At 46.2% G+C, this 17,244-nt stretch carries 16 protein-coding genes; 7 read left to right on the forward strand and 9 right to left on the reverse strand.

Annotated elements, in window-relative coordinates; all coding sequences use genetic code 11:
• Positions 1 to 18 precede the first annotated feature (18 nt).
• Both BACHE_RS02795 and BACHE_RS02800 read right to left on the reverse strand, forming a co-directional pair.
• On the reverse strand, positions 19 to 942 hold the full coding sequence (locus tag BACHE_RS02795) for a lysophospholipid acyltransferase family protein (RefSeq protein WP_013546190.1): 924 nt from the start codon (positions 940 to 942) through the stop codon (positions 19 to 21).
• Entirely contained in the window at positions 939 to 2,009 is a 1,071-nt protein-coding gene (locus BACHE_RS02800) for a glycosyltransferase family 9 protein (protein ID WP_013546191.1), read from the reverse strand. The genes BACHE_RS02795 and BACHE_RS02800 overlap by 4 nt, the downstream gene beginning before the upstream one ends.
• Before the next feature lie 110 nt (positions 2,010 to 2,119).
• On the opposite strand from BACHE_RS02800, the gene pdxB reads away from it, so the two are divergent.
• A complete protein-coding gene (gene pdxB, locus BACHE_RS02805; RefSeq protein WP_013546192.1) occupies positions 2,120 to 3,163 on the forward strand; it encodes a 4-phosphoerythronate dehydrogenase PdxB in 1,044 nt (347 codons plus the stop codon).
• A gap of 235 nt (positions 3,164 to 3,398) precedes the next feature.
• Here pdxB and purN read toward each other — a convergent pair whose 3' ends face one another.
• Entirely contained in the window at positions 3,399 to 3,974 is a 576-nt protein-coding gene (purN, locus tag BACHE_RS02810) for a phosphoribosylglycinamide formyltransferase (RefSeq protein WP_013546193.1), read from the reverse strand.
• 149 nt (positions 3,975 to 4,123) lie between these two features.
• On the opposite strand from purN, the gene BACHE_RS02815 reads away from it, so the two are divergent.
• Genes BACHE_RS02815 through rnc form a run of 3 tightly spaced genes read left to right on the forward strand, consistent with a single transcriptional unit; the run spans position 4,124 to position 6,526 of the window.
• Positions 4,124 to 4,360, forward strand: coding sequence for an acyl carrier protein (locus tag BACHE_RS02815; RefSeq protein WP_002558672.1), 237 nt, complete (start codon positions 4,124 to 4,126; stop codon positions 4,358 to 4,360).
• A 21-nt stretch (positions 4,361 to 4,381) separates the two neighbouring features.
• Positions 4,382 to 5,647 carry a beta-ketoacyl-ACP synthase II gene (gene fabF, locus BACHE_RS02820; RefSeq protein WP_013546194.1) on the forward strand — a complete coding sequence of 422 codons (1,266 nt, stop codon included), beginning with the start codon at positions 4,382 to 4,384 and terminating at the stop codon, positions 5,645 to 5,647.
• Between the two features lie 6 nt (positions 5,648 to 5,653).
• The gene (gene rnc, locus BACHE_RS02825) at positions 5,654 to 6,526 is read left to right on the forward strand and encodes a ribonuclease III (RefSeq protein ID WP_013546195.1); all 873 of its coding nucleotides are present in this window, start codon (positions 5,654 to 5,656) and stop codon (positions 6,524 to 6,526) included.
• Here rnc and BACHE_RS02830 read toward each other — a convergent pair.
• Positions 6,485 to 7,495, reverse strand: coding sequence for an ATP-dependent 6-phosphofructokinase (locus tag BACHE_RS02830; RefSeq protein WP_013546196.1), 1,011 nt, complete (start codon positions 7,493 to 7,495; stop codon positions 6,485 to 6,487). The two genes, rnc and BACHE_RS02830, sit on opposite strands and share 42 nt — an antisense overlap.
• Before the next feature lie 130 nt (positions 7,496 to 7,625).
• Between BACHE_RS02830 and BACHE_RS02835 the strand changes: the two genes are divergently transcribed.
• Complete coding sequence (locus BACHE_RS02835) at positions 7,626 to 9,137, forward strand: GH3 auxin-responsive promoter family protein (RefSeq protein ID WP_013546197.1); 1,512 nt, start codon at positions 7,626 to 7,628, stop codon at positions 9,135 to 9,137.
• A gap of 17 nt (positions 9,138 to 9,154) precedes the next feature.
• Here the strand turns inward: BACHE_RS02835 and mnmA are convergent, their stop codons facing one another.
• Positions 9,155 to 10,216 carry a tRNA 2-thiouridine(34) synthase MnmA gene (mnmA, locus tag BACHE_RS02840; protein WP_013546198.1) on the reverse strand — a complete coding sequence of 354 codons (1,062 nt, stop codon included), beginning with the start codon at positions 10,214 to 10,216 and terminating at the stop codon, positions 9,155 to 9,157.
• Between the two features lie 72 nt (positions 10,217 to 10,288).
• Between mnmA and BACHE_RS02845 the strand changes: the two genes are divergently transcribed.
• On the forward strand, positions 10,289 to 11,104 hold the full coding sequence (locus BACHE_RS02845; RefSeq protein WP_013546199.1) for a Cof-type HAD-IIB family hydrolase: 816 nt from the start codon (positions 10,289 to 10,291) through the stop codon (positions 11,102 to 11,104).
• 162 nt (positions 11,105 to 11,266) lie between these two features.
• Here BACHE_RS02845 and BACHE_RS02850 read toward each other — a convergent pair whose 3' ends face one another.
• Both BACHE_RS02850 and BACHE_RS02855 read right to left on the reverse strand, forming a co-directional pair.
• Positions 11,267 to 12,394, reverse strand: coding sequence for a 6-bladed beta-propeller (locus BACHE_RS02850; RefSeq protein ID WP_013546200.1), 1,128 nt, complete (start codon positions 12,392 to 12,394; stop codon positions 11,267 to 11,269).
• An 8-nt stretch (positions 12,395 to 12,402) separates the two neighbouring features.
• Positions 12,403 to 12,726, reverse strand: coding sequence for a hypothetical protein (locus BACHE_RS02855; protein WP_013546201.1), 324 nt, complete (start codon positions 12,724 to 12,726; stop codon positions 12,403 to 12,405).
• Positions 12,727 to 12,884: 158 nt separating this feature from the next.
• On the opposite strand from BACHE_RS02855, the gene cysS reads away from it, so the two are divergent.
• Positions 12,885 to 14,360 carry a cysteine--tRNA ligase gene (gene cysS / locus BACHE_RS02860; protein WP_013546202.1) on the forward strand — a complete coding sequence of 492 codons (1,476 nt, stop codon included), beginning with the start codon at positions 12,885 to 12,887 and terminating at the stop codon, positions 14,358 to 14,360.
• Between the two features lie 106 nt (positions 14,361 to 14,466).
• On the opposite strand, the gene BACHE_RS02865 is transcribed toward cysS, so the two are convergent.
• Complete coding sequence (locus tag BACHE_RS02865; protein ID WP_013546203.1) at positions 14,467 to 16,011, reverse strand: sulfatase family protein; 1,545 nt, start codon at positions 16,009 to 16,011, stop codon at positions 14,467 to 14,469.
• Positions 16,008 to 17,204 (reverse strand): glycoside hydrolase family 88 protein, encoded by a 1,197-nt coding sequence (locus BACHE_RS02870; RefSeq protein WP_013546204.1) that lies wholly within the window; start codon positions 17,202 to 17,204, stop codon positions 16,008 to 16,010. The genes BACHE_RS02865 and BACHE_RS02870 overlap by 4 nt, the downstream gene beginning before the upstream one ends.
• Between the last annotated feature and the right edge of the window lie 40 nt (positions 17,205 to 17,244).

Consider the following 17,244-nt stretch of genomic DNA (forward strand, 5'->3'; position numbering starts at 1 on the left):
ATGCATGAAGAGAAACAGTCAGCATCTCATTTTTTTAGTGACGGGGTCAATGATTCTTTCCCATTCCGCACGTGTCCGCTTCCAACGGTTGTGTGTCCACAGCCAATATTGGGGAGCCCGCCGGATGGTATTCTCCAAAGCGCGCATATACATCTCTGTCAACTGATAGTCTTCATACTCTTTCGGTGTCTCCGTCAGCAGTTTGAACTCGGCAACATAACAGCCCCTGCATTCACGGCGTACATCCATATAATATACGGCATAGTTGATTTGCTTGGCTATCCTTTCAGTGCCAGTCAGCACAGGTGTATCATGATGCAGAAAGTTCGTCCAATAGTGAATGTTGTTCCAAAAGGGAGTCTGATCGGCTATAAAGCCCATTACTACCGGCTGCTTCTCGTTACGATACTTCACAAGGCGGCGAAGTGTCTCAGCCATCGGTATGCTGACGGCCCCCATCCTGCCCCGAAGATAAAAAAACAACTTGTCAAAAGCCTTGTTCTCCAGCACATGATAAATCTGTGCGCAGATGGCTTTGTCTCCTACAGCCAGAGGCAAAGAAGTAATCCATTCCCAATTACAGTAATGTCCCAGATAGACTACACACGAAAGTCCTTTATCCACAGATTGCCCTACCTGTTCCATTCCTTTGAACCGCATACGCTTCTCCATCGTTTTCTTACTCATCGAAAACAGTTTTACCGTCTCTACCACATAGTCGCAAAACCAAGCGTAGAATTTCTTCTCTATCTGTATAATCTCATCCTGAGTTTTCTCCGGAAAAGATTCCGTTAAATTCTTGCGCACCAGAGGACGGCGATAGCGGATGCCATAATAAACCAGAAAGTATAATCCGTCTGACAGCAGGTACAGAAGCCTCAACGGAAACAAGGACAACAGATACCACAAACAAAAAACGAGTATATATAAAATTCTTATCATTTCTTTAAAGCTAAAACTTTATCTACTATCCTCTCAGGGGTGATTCGTTGCAAACAGGCATAATCCCCACGACGACAAGGCTTATTACCATAGACGGAACAAGGGCGGCAAGACAAATCCACCTGCACAGCATTGGCCTCAAGTTGATTCCATCCCATAAAACCTGCGCACGGATGCGTAGCTCCCCAAACGGATATTACAGGTGTAGCAACCAAAGACGCCAGATGCATATTAGAAGAATCCATTGAAATCATCCCATCCAACAGACTCATCAGAACCAGTTCTTCATCCAGCTTCAGACGTCCTGCCACAGATATCACCTGAGAATAAAGAGATTCCCAACGACCGAAAACCTCCTTTTCCATTTCCGACTTTCCACCGAAAAGACATATACGCACATTACTCCTTTCCCGAAGCAATTCAATCACCTTTTCCATCTTCTCCGGCGGATACACCTTCCCCGTATGAGCAGCAAAAGGAGCTATACCTATCAGCAAAGAAGGATTTGTGGATTCAAGAGCAGAACCGTCCGTAAAAAGCAGGCGTTCCGTCAGCCATCCGGGCAGTAAAGTCACATCACCTTTCGCTCCGCCAAATATTGAGTGGAAATTCAGTTTAAACGTCAATCCAAGCTTCTCCAATACCAAACGATAACGCTCAAAAGCGCTTATCAACGGAGCATAATCCTTAGGCATTCCATTCACCAGTCTTTCTTTCTCTCTGCGTCCCTTGTCAATGCTCCGCACAGGAATACCTGCAAGGCGAAAACGCAGGCATAAATAGCGGGTGCGAAGCACGTTATGAAAATCGGCCACACAATCGAAATGCATCGTTCTGAGTCGCGCAAACAGAGCGTTGAGTCCTACCAATCCCCGATACTCGTTCTTCAAATCCACCCCCATAAATTCCACATTTCGGGGCAACCGCGAAAACAAAGGAGCCCATGCCGGACGGCTAAGCACCGTTATCCGGTGCTGCGGATACTGCACCGCCAGTGAATAAATAACGGGGACAGTCATGGCAACATCGCCGAAAGCTGAAAAACGAACAATCAATATACGGGACATATAACAGAACTTTTTATCTGACTGGCGAAAATATACAATATCTTTAATTCCTGCAACCGTTTCTATCTTTTTATCATTATCTTTGTCCGAAACATTCAATAAGGCAATCCATGAAAGTCATTATAGACGACAAAATACCCTTTATAAAAGAGGCTATCTCCCGGATAGCAGATGAAGTGGTCTATGCTCCCGGAACAGCCTTTACTCCCACTCTGGTGAAAGATGCCGATGCGCTGATAGTGCGCACACGTACATGCTGCAACCGTGAACTGCTGGAGGGAAGTAAAGTAAAATTCATTGCTACGGCAACAATTGGTTTCGATCACATCGATACGGAGTATTGCCGCAAAGCAGGTATCACATGGGCCAATGCGCCCGGATGCAACTCGGCATCCGTAGCCCAATATCTGCAATCATCCCTGATCCTGCTGCAGAAGCAGAAAAGTATCCGGCTGTCCCAAACTACCATAGGCATTGTGGGGGCAGGCAATGTGGGCAGCAAAGTGGAGCAAGCAGCGCGGAAATTCGGAATGCGTATATTACTGAACGATCTGCCGCGTGCAGACCGGGAAGGCGGAAACGGCTTTTCTCCTTTGCAGACCCTTGCCAACGAATGTGACATAATCACATTCCATGTGCCTTTATATAAGGAAGGGAAATACAAAACATTCCATCTGGCTGACGACACATTTTTCCATTCTTTGAAACGTTGCCCCATCATCATCAACACCTCACGCGGTGAGGTAATAGAAACTCATGCATTACTAAATGCTCTCGAACAAGGAACAATTTCGGATGCAATCATCGATGTTTGGGAAAATGAACCGGACATCAATTCCACCTTATTGAACCAAGTATTCCTCGGAACACCACATATTGCCGGTTATTCTGCCGATGGTAAAGCAAACGCTACACGTATGTCACTGGATGCGCTGTGTCGATTCTTCCACATAGAAGCCGATTACCTAATTACTCCTCCCCAACCGGAAAATCCCGTCATCACCGCGCACTCTCCGGCAGAGGCGTACTTGCAAATGTACGACCCGCGCCGAGACAGCGAGGCCTTGAAAAAGCATCCGGACCTGTTCGAGAAATTACGCGGAGATTACCCGCTACGAAGAGAGGAGGGAGCCTTCATCCTGAAGCACGTGTAAAAGCCTTCTCTGGCATTTCCACTTAAAAGCATGCTTGCATATCGTCAATCCTTCGCGAGCATAAGCTTTCTGCATTAATAATAAGATTCTCTTTTGTTCTATTTATCTTCAAAGCCCTACCTACTCCTTACCTACTCCCTACCTACTCCTTGTCTATAGAGAGGGAGAAGGTAGGGAGTAGGTAGGGAGTAGGTAAGGAGAAGACAGGGAAAAGGCAAGAGGATGGATTAACCGGTCAATCTATCGTATTCAGCAATTCCTCTATCACTCGCGGATAATATTCATACTCCAGTTTATGGATGCGTTGCGCCAATATATCAGGTGTATCACCCGGCAGTACAGAACATTTTATTTGGCAAATGACAGCTCCTTCATCGTAATGTTCATTAGTATAATGTATAGTGATACCACTCTCTTTCTCGCCTGCGGCAATCACAGCTTCATGAACACGGTCACCATACATCCCTTTCCCACCGAACTTGGGAAGGAGTGAAGGATGTATATTTATCATTTTATTGGGATAAGCATGCAAAATGCTATTCGGCACGCGAGCCAGAAAACCAGCCAACACTATAAAATCAATATCATGTTCTTGCAGCAAGGGCAGAATAGCTTCTCCACTCTCCCAATCATTTTTAGCAAAACAGGCATAAGGCACTCCCAACCTCTTTGCGCGCTCTAAAACAAGCGCATCCTGCCGGTTGGTCAACACCAAACGCACACAGGCTGAATCCTTTTCCCGAAAAAAACGAATGATATTTTCGGTATTCGTACCACTTCCCGAAGCTAAAACCGCGATATTTTTCATCATAACCCCTCCATTTTGTGCACAAAACCGTGAAAAATGTGCAAAAAGTTACATTTAATTCATCAAATATTTGCGAGGAACGATAAATATTTATTCCTTTGCACCGCAAAATTAAAGAAATAAAACTAATTATTAATTAAAAACTTAAAGTTATGTCTGAAATTGCATCAAGAGTGAAAGCGATTATCGTCGACAAATTAGGCGTTGAAGAATCAGAAGTTACAACCGAAGCAAGCTTCACTAACGACTTAGGAGCTGATTCTCTTGACACGGTTGAACTTATCATGGAATTCGAAAAAGAATTCGGTATCTCTATCCCTGATGACCAGGCTGAAAAGATCGGTACTGTAGGTGATGCTGTATCTTACATCGAAGAACACGCTAAGTAATCTTATCCATCAGTTTATAACATGGAATTAAAAAGAGTTGTAGTAACAGGTCTTGGCGCCATTACTCCCATTGGCAACAGTGTTCCCGAATTTTGGGAAAACCTTGTGAACGGGGTTAGTGGAGCAGGGCCTATTACTCATTTCGACGCATCCCTTTTCAAGACTCAATTTGCATGCGAAGTAAAAGGCTTCGATGCCACCAAATATATAGACCGCAAGGAAGCCCGCAAGATGGATGTATATACTCAGTATGCCATTGCAGTGGCCAAGGAAGCGGTAGCCGATTCGGGTCTTGATGTCGAAAATGAGGATTTAAACAGAATCGGTGTCATTTTTGGCGCCGGTATCGGTGGCATCCGTACATTCGAGGAAGAGGTTGGCAACTATGCTGTCAACGGCAAGGAAATGGGTCCAAAATTCAACCCGTTCTTCATCCCCAAGATGATTTCGGATATTGCGGCCGGACAAATTTCCATTCTGTACGGTTTTCATGGTCCTAACTACGCGACTTGTTCTGCATGTGCAACTTCTACGAACGCTATTGCCGATGCATTCAACCTTATCCGTTTGGGTAAGGCCAATGTCATTGTCAGCGGTGGAGCAGAGGCAGCCATTACAGCGGGTGGTGTAGGTGGTTTCAACGCCATGCACGCATTGTCAACGCGCAACGACTCTCCCCAAACGGCATCACGTCCGTTCAGCGCAAGCCGTGACGGCTTCATTATGGGTGAAGGTGGCGGTTGCTTGGTTCTTGAAGAACTGGAACATGCCAAAGCTCGTGGCGCTAAAATTTATGCGGAAGTAGCCGGTGCAGGTATGTCTGCCGATGCTTACCACTTGACCGCTTCTCACCCGGAGGGCTTAGGAGCGAAATTAGTGATGATGAATGCGCTGGAAGATGCTGAAATGAATCCCGACGAAATAGATTATATCAATGTTCACGGTACATCTACTCCCGTAGGTGATATATCGGAAGCTAAAGCCATCAAAGAGGTATTCGGTTCACATGCGTATAAGTTGAACATCAGTTCTACGAAATCCATGACCGGTCATTTGTTGGGTGCTGCCGGTGCGGTAGAGGCTATTGCAAGCATCCTTGCCATCAAGAATGGCATCGTGCCTCCCACCATCAACCACGAAGAGGGTGATAACGACGAGAACATCGATTATGATCTGAACTTCACGTTCAACCAAGCGCAGAAACGCGAAGTGAACGCAGTTCTGTCCAACACATTTGGATTCGGCGGTCATAATGCATGTGCTATTTTCAAGAAATACACAGAATAGTCCATCGTGTTACGTAACCAAATAGACAAGATAAGGCTCTTATTCCACAAGGATAGAGGGTCTTATCTTTGTTTTTACGAAATATTAGGGTTCTTTCCCCGCAATATTCAGATTTATCAGCAAGCCCTGCTGCATAAATCCATTTCCATACGCTCTGAGAAAGGACGCCCACTGAACAATGAGAGGCTTGAATTTTTAGGAGATGCCATCCTTGACGCCATTGTAGGGGATATTGTCTATAAACACTTTGAAGGCCGTCGTGAGGGTTTCCTAACAAATACGCGTTCTAAAATCGTGCAACGGGAAACGCTCAACAAGCTTGCCGTTGAAATCGGGTTGGATAAGTTAGTGAAGTACTCCAGCCGATCTTCTTCTCATAACAGTTATATGTATGGCAATGCATTCGAGGCTTTCGTAGGCGCCATTTATCTGGATCAGGGCTATGACCGTTGCAAATGGTTCATGGAAGAAAAAATATTCAAGCACTATATAGACCTTGACAAGATGTCACGCAAGGAGGTCAACTTCAAATCGAAACTGATAGAATGGAGCCAGAAGAACAAGATGGAAGTGTCTTTCGAGCTTATCAAACAGCTTCTTGACAAAGACTACAATCCGATGTTCCACACCGAGATTCGTATTGAAGGTGTTTCGGCAGGAACAGGAACGGGGTATTCCAAAAAGGAATCACAGCAGAATGCCGCACAAATAGCATTAAGAAAAATCAAGGGAGACGAAACCTTCAAGACGGAAATACAGGCTGCCAAGAATCAGCGTCATACAGAGGAAATCATAGCTGAAGGTATTGCCGCACAAGATACTGCCATAACGGAAAGATTATCCGAAACAGATTCCCATCCTGCGTCCCTGGACAACTAAGTCATGGTCTTCCGTCACCAACTTCAACTTACCGGCCACCTCCTCTAAGGGAACAGAAGCTATTTCGTTCCCTTTCAAAGTAATCATGCGCCCGAATTGTCCGGTAGCAATCAGTTCCGTAGCATGGCCTCCCATGCGGGTAGAGAGGTTACGGTCGAAAGGTGTAGGCGAACCGCCACGCTGGATATATCCCAGCACGGTTTCGCGGGTTTCTATCCCTGTTTCGTACTCTATCTCCTGAGCTATGTATTCGGCGGCACGCTTGTTTCCGTCTGTCTGAATGCCTTCGGCAACAACTACAATGGAATAGGGTTTGCCTTTTTTGAGGCGGTTCAGTATTGTCTCGCCAATATTGTGAATGTCATAAGGTATCTCAGGTATCAGGATCACGTCACCTCCTCCCGCCATGCCGGAGTAAAGAGCTATCCAGCCCGCCTTATGTCCCATTACCTCAATCACCATCACGCGTTTGTGCGAGCTGGCGGTAGAGTGCAGCCTGTCAATAGCATCGGTGGCAATGCTGACGGCAGAATCGAAACCGAAAGAGAAGTCGGTTCCCCAAATGTCATTATCAATGGTTTTTGGCACGGAAACAATATTCAAGCCCATATTCGCAAGTTTTGCCGCCGTCTTCTGAGTACCGTTTCCTCCGATACAGACGATGCAGTCTAAACCCAGATCTTTCACGTTTTGTTCTATCAGCGCGGGTTTATCCACATCAGGCATCACTCCATTCTTCTTGAATGGCTTCTCACGGGAAGTTCCCAGCATCGTGCCGCCTAAATTCAGCAAACCAGATAAGGATTTTTCGGTAAATGACTCCACATCTTTAGTCAACAGTCCCTGAAAACCACTGTGAATGCCTATTACTTCCATTCCATAATGATTGATGGCTGTTTTGCATACGCCACGTATCGTAGCATTGATGCCGGGACAGTCGCCTCCTGAGGTCAAAATACCGATTCTCATAACATTCTTGTTTAAATGGCGTTTCTTTTCGCTTATACGGACGTAAAGATAGAAAAAAAACAGAAAAAAGATAGAGATGCCGATAAATAAGATTATTTTTGCGCTTTAAAATTAGATTTCAACAAGAACGATGAGTATTACAAAGTTTCTGAATAAGGTATATTTCACCCCCCGTCTGAAAGAAATCGAACAATATGCCGACCATGCCGGCAAATTGCAGCAAGGCGTGCTGCAACATCTCGTCGGCACGGCAGCCGATACAGAATGGGGAAAGAAATACAACTATGCCTCTATCCGTACTTATGAGGATTTCAAAAACCGCCTTCCCATACAAACCTACGAAGAAATAAAGCCCTACGTAACCCGCCTGCGCGCCGGAGAGCAGAATCTGCTCTGGCCTTCGGAAATCCGTTGGTTTGCCAAGTCTTCGGGAACAACTAATGACAAAAGCAAGTTCCTGCCGGTGAGCAAGGAATCATTGCATGACACGCATTATAAAGGAGGCAAGGATGCCGTCGCAATCTATCTGGGACAAAATCCCGAAAGCCGCTTCTTCGCAGGCAAAGGGCTTATTTTAGGAGGCAGCCATGCTCCGAATCTGAACACCAACCATAGTCTTGTTGGTGATCTCTCTGCTATTCTGATAGAAAATATCAACCCATTGGTGAATTTCGTCCGTGTGCCGAGCAAGCAAACGGCACTGATGGAACATTTCGAACCTAAAATGGAGGCCATTGCCAATGAAACCATCACAGCCAATGTCACCAACCTTTCAGGAGTACCGTCCTGGATGCTTGTACTCATCAAGCACCTGCTCGAGAAGACAGGCAAACAAAGCCTTGAAGAAGTCTGGCCTAATCTGGAGGTGTTCTTTCATGGCGGAGTAGCCTTCACACCTTATCGCGAACAGTATAAGGAGGTGATACGCAGCAGCAAAATGCACTATGTAGAAACCTACAATGCATCCGAAGGCTACTTCGGCACACAGAACGATCCGGCAGATCCGGCTATGCTGTTGATGATAGACTATGGTATCTTCTATGAATTTGTCCCGCTGGAAGATGTCGGCAAGGATGCTCCCCGCATCTGTTGCCTGGAGGAAGTGGAGTTGAACAAGAACTATGCAATGGTAATCTCCACCTCTGCCGGACTATGGCGGTATATGATTGGAGACACAGTGAAATTTACTTCGAAGAATCCATATAAGTTTGTCATCACCGGACGCACCAAGCATTTCATCAATGCCTTCGGCGAAGAACTGATTGTAGATAATGCGGAAAAAGGGCTTTCCAAGGCATGTGCCGCAACCGGTGCGCAGGTCATAGACTACTCCGCCGCTCCCGTATTTATGGACGAACATGCCAAATGCCGCCACCAATGGCTGATAGAGTTTGCACAAATGCCGGATTCTTTAGGAAAATTTGCCAAGATACTGGATGACACGCTGAAGGAAATCAACTCCGACTATGAGGCTAAACGCCAGAACAACCTTGCCTTGCAACCGCTTGAGGTCATAGTAGCCCGCCAAAACTTGTTCCACGACTGGCTGGACAGCAAAGGAAAACTCGGCGGACAGCATAAAATACCACGCCTCAGCAATACAAGGGAATACATAGAGGAAATGCTGGAACTGAACCGTTGACCGGACATCCATGCAATTCATTCTGCCATGCCGATGATTCCTCCACCCAACAACAGTCCGTCGGCTGTATAGAAAGCCGCCGCCTGTCCTGCCGCAACAGCCTCCAAAGGTTCTGCCAAGCATACATGCAGCAAACCGTCGGCAGTGAGTGAAACTTTACATCGATTGGCCTGCTTGCGGTAGCGTATCTTCACAATAACTTCTTCGGCATCCAGCACGCGACTGTATTCTGCCAGATTCCATTCTTCCAGCCACATTTCCCGCTTGTACAAAGAAGCAAGCGGGGCAAGTATCACCTCATTCTTCTCTACCGAGATTTCTTTGACAAAAACTGCTTTATTCAACTGAAGTCCCAGTCCTCTGCGCTGCCCGATGGTGTAGAAAGGATAGCCTTCGTGCCACCCCAGAAAATTCCCCTTTTCATCGACAAATTTTCCTTTATCGGGCAGTTTTCGGACACCTGCTTCACACTTCAGGAAAGAACGGTAATCCAACGGACAGAAGCATACGCCGATGCTGTCTTTCTTCGTCGCCACCTGCCGGAAACCACGAGCCGCGGCATAAGCACGAGCTTCACTTTTAATAATATCCCCCATCGGAAGCAACATACGCCGCAAAATGTCCTGCTTCAAGCCCCACAGAAAAAATGACTGATCCTTATCTCTGTCTGCGGCAGGAGCTATGTAATACTTCCCTTCTTGCAAGACCTTACGGACATAATGTCCGGTAGATACCCAATAAATACCCTTTTCATCGGCAATCTTTGCCAAAAGCGCCCATTTCAGTTCGTTGTTGCAGACGGTGCAGGGAACCGGAGTGCGCCCGGCCAGATACTCATCTATAAAATAGCGGATGACACGTTCGCGGAAAGCTTCACGCGCATCATACGTGATGTGCCCGATGCCCAACCTCGCAGCCAATGCACGGGCATCTTCCAGATATTCCGTCCCTCCGTCCGCCTCGTAGAAGCGGAAGGTCACTCCCGTTACTTCATAGCCGGCTTCCTGCAACCTCATTGCGGCAACAGAGCTGTCCGTGCCGCCACTCATTCCCAATAGTACATGTTCTTTTGACTTCATTCTACAAAAATAGTATTTCATCCAAGAAAACTCTATCTTTGTCCCATCAAAAAAAACAATAGATTTCAAGCCATGAGACAAGACTATCGCCTGCTCGTCCTCGACCTGGACGGCACTCTGACAAATTCGAAGAAAGAAATCTCGCCGCGCAACCTCCACAGCCTGCTGCAACTGCAACAAAGCGGCGTGCGACTGGTGCTGGCATCGGGTCGCCCCACCTACGGCATAGCTCCCTTAGCAGAACAATTGCAAATGAAGGAGCACAACGGTTACATCCTCTCCTACAACGGTGGAGAAATCATAGACTGGAGCACGGGTGAACTGCTGTACAAGAACCTGCTGCCCGACGATGTGCTGCCCATCCTCTACCAAGCCTCCACCCACAACCGTCAAACAATCCTCACTTACGACAACGAGTTCGTCCTGACCGAAAATCCCGATGACCCGTACGTACAGAAAGAAGCTTTCCTCAACAAGATGCAGATACGCCACATAGGCAACTTCCTGCAAGAAACACCCCGCCCCCTGCCCAAATGCCTCATTGTGGGCGAGCCGGAACAACTTATAAAGACGGAAACCGAGCTAAGCCAACGCCTGCAAACACAAATCAGTGTGTATCGCTCGGAGCCTTACTTCCTGGAACTTGTGCCCCTGGGCATAGACAAAGCACGCTCGCTTGCCGTGCTGCTGAACAAGCTGGGCATACCCCGCGAGGAAATGATGGCCATGGGCGACGGCTACAACGACCTCAGCATGATAAAATACGCCGGACTGGGCGTGGCTATGAACAATGCCCAGACATCTGTAAAGGAAGCGGCAGACTACATTGCTCCAAGCAACGACGAGGATGGAGTGGCGATAACCATAGAGCGATATTTCACCCTTTAAACCTCATAGAAAATCTCAGGTAGTATAGGGATGCCCGTTCAATAGTATAAAGAGCCTGCTTCTGCCGTATGGGGGAATAAGGTTCAGATTTTGCTCCGGAATGCAATTAAAATTATAAATAATTTCCGTAGCTTTGTTCTCGGCGTATGCGAAGCCTGTGGATTACTTCACAACATAGCTAAAGACAACCGGATTATCATCTTCTGACACCTGTTCCAACAAACGAATCAGATTAGCATTCAAATGTTCCTTGCCCGATCGCCCCTGCATTTTCAGTATATCCGGAGGATAAACAAAAAAAACACGCTTCCGATTGCCCTCTACCGGAATAAAATTCGGCATGGCAAGCTGATAGTCCGTATTCATAATTATGCGGTAATTACTCACTTCCTTTTTCTCTTTAGACAAGACATAAAGTCCCGGCTGGTTGGTACGGAAAAGCAAATAATTCGGAGTATCACATAGGTCAGTCATCGTATAGACGTATTTCTCTTTCATACACATTTTATTTAATTCAGCGCATCCATAAGTCCGTTTTTCTTCAGAAACGGGGAAAGCCCGGTCGCCCCAATCTATCGTATATGCTTTTTCCACCCGGTCGCCCCTCATCGTATAGATTGTATCGTCAAACTTTCGGGTCAGGTACACCGGAGACTCCCCGGTCATCTGCATATTGCCGGACATACAGAAAGGAGCTGTCTCGGACAATGGTTTCCATAAAGAATGGCGCTGGCCGGTCTTCTTCTCTATTGTCAGAAGAGAATAATCGGACAATTGATTGTTCGCATAAGTTTCCTTCCGCAAATATATATACTCGTCAGTCACAGCTAGCGATTTGCACATGCCATCCAAGGGGAGGGTGCGTTCATAAGTACCGTCAAGGGTGTAATAATGAATAGCCGGAGGATAAGTCAGCAACAGTAATCTCTCCTCTTTCCGGTCTATGGCGATATCAAAAAGATTCACGTATTCACCGGGACCGCTTCCTACCGCATGTATCGTAAACTGATGCTTTCCCGACTTATCGAAACAAAACACCCGTTTCATTTGTACATCCAAAATAAGGAACCGGTTTCCATCCTCTATAACTCTATCTATGCCATGAATCAAGACATCAGATTTCGTCTCAGGTATAAAAAGAAATGCGCTATCCAGGAAAGCAGTGTCATTTACCACTCCACAATCCTCTGTAACGGTAACAATTTCGGCGGCATTATCCGTTTTCTTCTTGGTACAACCAAAAACAAAAAATGACAAGGCGCATACCATTAGCAATATCTTCGACTTCATACTCTTTATCAGTTAACTGATACCCATTCTTCACTGATACCCGGAGTACAATCAACAACACCAAGTCCGAAACAATTAGTCACAGTCACTACTCGATACGCATAGGTATCTTGTCCTCTTATAGTAACCCAATACGGTCCTTTCTGACTCGTGTCCGAGTCTTTACTCTCAGACTTACTAAGCCCTCCCTCGCCAGATGCCAAAGCCTCAACATTAGCCAATAGCATCTCATACTGTTCACTTCCTATTACGACATTTTTCTGTGAAAGCAATGAAGGCATTACAAATAAGACACAAGAAATACACACAAGAAAAGATAAGAACTTTTTCATAACATTTCGTTTTAAGATTATCATCTACAAATTTTAAAAAAACAATTCAAACGAGCAAACTCAAAGAACTAATTTCGCACAAGAAATGGTTTCAGCTAATAAATATTCACAGATTTATTATACCTTTGTGATTCAAAAGAAAATAAAATCAGAACGTTATGGAACAACAACTGACCATTTACAACACTTTAGATAGAAAAAAGGAATTATTCGTACCCCTTCATGCCCCGCATGTAGGCATGTATGTCTGCGGCCCTACCGTTTACGGTGATCCTCACTTGGGACATGCACGCCCCGCCATCACCTTCGACCTGTTATTCCGCTACCTCACGCATATAGGCTATAAGGTACGCTATGTGCGCAACATCACCGATGTAGGCCATCTGGAACACGATGCCGATGACGGTGAAGACAAGATAGCCAAGAAAGCACGTCTGGAACAACTGGAACCCATGGAAGTGGCACAATACTACATCAACCGCTACCACAAGGCAATGGAAGCACTGAACGTGCTCTCCCCAAGTATAGAACCGCACGCCAGCGGACACATCATCGAGCAGATAGAACTGGTGAAGGAAATCATGAAGAACGGATATGCTTACGAAAGTGAAGGCTCCGTTTACTTCGACGTGGCCAAATACAACAAGGACCACCAGTATGGCAAACTCTCCGGGCGCAACCTGGACGACGTGCTGAACACTACCCGCGAACTGGACGGACAAAGCGAGAAGCACAACCCCGCCGACTTCGCCCTGTGGAAGTGTGCGCAACCGGAGCACATCATGCGCTGGCCTTCTCCGTGGAGTGACGGATTTCCCGGCTGGCACGCCGAATGTACGGCTATGGGAAGAAAGTATTTGGGAGAGCACTTCGACATTCACGGAGGCGGCATGGACCTCGTCTTCCCGCACCACGAATGCGAGATAGCGCAGTCCGTAGCTTCGCAGGGCGATGACATGGTGCACTATTGGATGCACAACAACATGCTCACCATCAACGGACAGAAAATGGGTAAGAGCTACGGCAACTTCATCACGCTGGAAGAACTTTTCAACGGTACGCATCCCCTGCTGGAACAGGCTTACAGTCCGATGACCATACGCTTCTTCACCTTGCAGGCACACTACCGCAGCACGGTGGACTTCAGCAACGAGGCGCTGCAAGCCGCCGAAAAGGGATTGTCGAGACTGATGGATGCCGTGCACGGACTGGAAAAGATTGTACCTGCAACGACTTCTACCATAGACGTAAAGACCCTGCGCGCCAAGTGCTACGAAGCCATGAACGATGATCTGAACTCACCGATAGTCATCGCCCACCTCTTTGACGGCGCCAAGATGGTGAACAACATTCTTGCCGGAAATGACAGCATCACAGCCGATGACCTGAAAGAACTGGAAGACATGTTCCATACCTTCTGCTTCGATATCTTAGGACTGAAGGAAGACAACACCTCCAATGAGGAACGCGAAGCTGCCTTCGGCAAGGTGGTGGACATGCTATTGGAAGAGCGCATGAAGGCAAAAGCCAATAAAGACTGGGCAACCAGCGACAAGATACGTAATGAACTTACCGCACTCGGATTCGAAATAAAGGATGGTAAGGAAGGATGCGAGTGGAAACTGAATAAGTAGTTCCTCTTTTTATAAACCACAAATTGCACGGAAACTGGAGGTTTATTTATATTGCCTCACAATTTTCCGTGCAATTCGTATTTCCCCTTAAAACTATCCGAATATCTTAATAAGGAATCATATCCGAAAGAATCTTTTCCTTATACCAAGGATCGTCTATCTCTTTTAAAACCTGACCCATCTCTGCACACAACGTTTTCACCACCTCTTTGTTTGTTTCCAAAGAAAGGTTGTTCAACTGATATGGATCTTTCTCATCGTCAAACAAAAGGCTTTTCACAAGCTTGTGAGTTTTACGGTCTATATAAAGCGCCAATGTATAGCGGGCTGTCTTAAATCCTCGAGAAGAAGGGAAATAAGAACGAACTTTGCCATTCATATCTTTCTCCCCATCCACATTTTGTATGTAAAGCGCTCCGGTAGGACGATCAACATCCGCCTTTTCATCGAAGAAAAGCGGTGCATAATTACGTCCCTGCACTTCTGCAGGAATAGAATGAGAGAGTCCTGCCAACCCCAGCAAAGTAGGCATAATATCCGGTGAAGACAACATCAGATCATCTACACGAGGGGTGATTTTATGTGGGAATCGGACAATGAAAGGTATGTTCATTGACTCGGAGTATGGAGAATTCTTAGGATCGTCGGTACGCTGGCTGCACATGGTTTCACCATGATCGGAAGCAAACACCACAATAGTATTTTTGTCTATTCCAAGGTCTTTCAGCGCATCAAGAATCTTACCGAAAGCACGGTCAACTCCGGTTACGGAAGCAAAATAATAACGTGCACTTTCTGCCTTTGCCATCTTTGAATCAGCATTCGGGCGAATCAACAAACTGTCTAACGGCTGATTCTTATAAAGGTTGAAGTCCTGCTCCATACAATCGTCCAAAGAACGGTAAGGACTATGGGGCGGATTCATGCCTACCATGACGAAGAAAGGTTTTTTCGGATCGCGTACATTCCCTTCATTTTTCAGATAGGATACAACCATATCCGATTCATGCAAAGGTGACCACTCATGAGGATCGTGACGTTTTCCTTCGGTATCCCAATAATGCGGATTCTTGTGTTCATCGAAAGTTCCGTAAGAATACCAATAGTTAAATCCATGCCGGCGGCCTTTCGGAGTATAGGCATCCCATGCGGGAATACGGTCTTCCACATAGTGTCCGGGGCGTTCCGGATCGTTAGGAGTAGGAAAATCGGCATGCAACTTTCCGAAGTAAGCGCAATCATACCCCGCACTTCTGAATACATCGCTGACACATACGGCATCATCGCGCAAAGAACTGATGGGGCGGTCTGAATTACAATTCAAAGGCACGCCACTCTTGTTGGGATACATTCCTGTGAGCAATGAGCCACGGTGAGGGCTACTCAGAGGACAGTTGCTCATGGCAGAAGTCAATACCACGGACTCTCTCGCAAATTTATTAAGACGGGGTGTATGTACCGGGTCATTACGAAAGTTCACCCTTTCACGAAATCCCTCCTGCCCCCAGAATTCCATTGCTTGATTGCGATACTGGTCAGGGAAGACGTAAATAACATTGGGCTGCGAGAGTTGTTCTGCCTGAGAGGTCTTGCACCCCTGCAAGGTCAGCAAACCTAATCCACCTAATAAAACAGAGTATGAATTCTTCATTGTTCCAGATTCTTTTTACGCATCAAACCTTCCAAAAAATAATAGTCCGCATAGTTCAAAGGCACATCAATCTCCGCCCCGTGGGGAATACTGCCTACAGAGTGCATCAGGATAAAGTTTCCATTAGTACCGACCTTTGCACGATAGGCAGGGGAAGCTAAATTTTCCATAATCTTATCAGCGATTTTCTTATAGCCCTTACCCGGCAAATAGGTGCTCAACTCATAAAGGGCAGATGCGGTGCAGGCAGCAGCCGAAGCATCACGGGGTTCATCCGGAATACCGGGAGCATCGAAGTCCCAATAAGGAACAAAATCTTCCGGAAGATTCTTGTTATTGAAAATAAAGTTGTAAACCTTCTCTGCCTGCTCCAAATAATTAGCGTCATGCGTATAGCGGTAGCACATGGTGTAACCGTACAGCGCCCAAGCCTGTCCCCTTGCCCATGCCGATTCGTCTGCATACCCCTGGGCAGTCTGTTTTTTGCGAACCTCTCCGGTTTCCGCATCATAATCCACCACATGGTAACAACTATTATCAGAACGGAAATGGTTAGCCATTGTCGTATCAGCATGTTTTTTTGCTATGTTATAATATGTAGAATCCCCCGAAAGCTTGACAGCCTCAAACAACAATTCCAGATTCATCATATTATCAATGATAACAGGACATTTCCAACCACGTTCAGCCTGCCACCCTTTGTCGGCATCCCATGATTGGAGCACACCTGCAGCGGGACGAAAGCGAGTTGACAAAGATTTGGCAGCCTGTATAATAACCGGCTTATACTCTTCTTTATGAGCAAAACGGTAACCGTTCAGATAGCTGGAACCAATCATGAAACCTACATCATGATGCCAAGTGAGATACTGTACCGAATCCAGGGCTTCCGTATATTTCTCTGCCAGTGCCAACCATTTCTTATCACCCGTCAGTTGATATATATACCAGATATTGCCGGGGAAAAAGCCTGAGCACCAATCATCAATGGGTACGTAAACAATGTTGCCATCTTTAATGGTGCGTGGATTAAGAATTTTACCGGATTTCTCGATAATGTCTGTCTGAAGGGTTTCCTGAGCCACAGCATTATCAATGTTTTCTTGAATAAAGTTGCTTTCAGTCTGCTTTTGCCCTGTGCAACCAGCCAAAACAAGGAGGGAAACTCCCAATGTAATAAGGACTGCTTTCATAATAAAGGATTCATTTATTAAAGTTTTACTATTTCTCTGC

Origin of the sequence: Bacteroides helcogenes P 36-108 (assembly GCF_000186225.1) — a bacterium.
GTDB classification, from domain to species: Bacteria; Bacteroidota; Bacteroidia; order Bacteroidales; family Bacteroidaceae; genus Bacteroides; species Bacteroides helcogenes.

What these genes read in the sequence shown, in the direction of transcription:
- BACHE_RS02795 (WP_013546190.1), bottom strand. Translation starts at nt 942, where the DNA reads ATGATAAGAATTTTATATATACTCGTTTTTTGTTTGTGGTATCTGTTG.
- BACHE_RS02800 (WP_013546191.1), bottom strand. Translation starts at nt 2,009, where the DNA reads ATGTCCCGTATATTGATTGTTCGTTTTTCAGCTTTCGGCGATGTTGCC.
- pdxB (WP_013546192.1), top strand. Translation starts at nt 2,120, where the DNA reads ATGAAAGTCATTATAGACGACAAAATACCCTTTATAAAAGAGGCTATC.
- purN (WP_013546193.1), bottom strand. Translation starts at nt 3,974, where the DNA reads ATGATGAAAAATATCGCGGTTTTAGCTTCGGGAAGTGGTACGAATACC.
- BACHE_RS02815 (WP_002558672.1), top strand. Translation starts at nt 4,124, where the DNA reads ATGTCTGAAATTGCATCAAGAGTGAAAGCGATTATCGTCGACAAATTA.
- fabF (WP_013546194.1), top strand. Translation starts at nt 4,382, where the DNA reads ATGGAATTAAAAAGAGTTGTAGTAACAGGTCTTGGCGCCATTACTCCC.
- BACHE_RS02830 (WP_013546196.1), bottom strand. Translation starts at nt 7,495, where the DNA reads ATGAGAATCGGTATTTTGACCTCAGGAGGCGACTGTCCCGGCATCAAT.
- BACHE_RS02835 (WP_013546197.1), top strand. Translation starts at nt 7,626, where the DNA reads ATGAGTATTACAAAGTTTCTGAATAAGGTATATTTCACCCCCCGTCTG.
- mnmA (WP_013546198.1), bottom strand. Translation starts at nt 10,216, where the DNA reads ATGAAGTCAAAAGAACATGTACTATTGGGAATGAGTGGCGGCACGGAC.
- BACHE_RS02845 (WP_013546199.1), top strand. Translation starts at nt 10,289, where the DNA reads ATGAGACAAGACTATCGCCTGCTCGTCCTCGACCTGGACGGCACTCTG.
- BACHE_RS02850 (WP_013546200.1), bottom strand. Translation starts at nt 12,394, where the DNA reads ATGAAGTCGAAGATATTGCTAATGGTATGCGCCTTGTCATTTTTTGTT.
- BACHE_RS02855 (WP_013546201.1), bottom strand. Translation starts at nt 12,726, where the DNA reads ATGAAAAAGTTCTTATCTTTTCTTGTGTGTATTTCTTGTGTCTTATTT.
- cysS (WP_013546202.1), top strand. Translation starts at nt 12,885, where the DNA reads ATGGAACAACAACTGACCATTTACAACACTTTAGATAGAAAAAAGGAA.
- BACHE_RS02865 (WP_013546203.1), bottom strand. Translation starts at nt 16,011, where the DNA reads ATGAAGAATTCATACTCTGTTTTATTAGGTGGATTAGGTTTGCTGACC.
- BACHE_RS02870 (WP_013546204.1), bottom strand. Translation starts at nt 17,204, where the DNA reads ATGAAAGCAGTCCTTATTACATTGGGAGTTTCCCTCCTTGTTTTGGCT.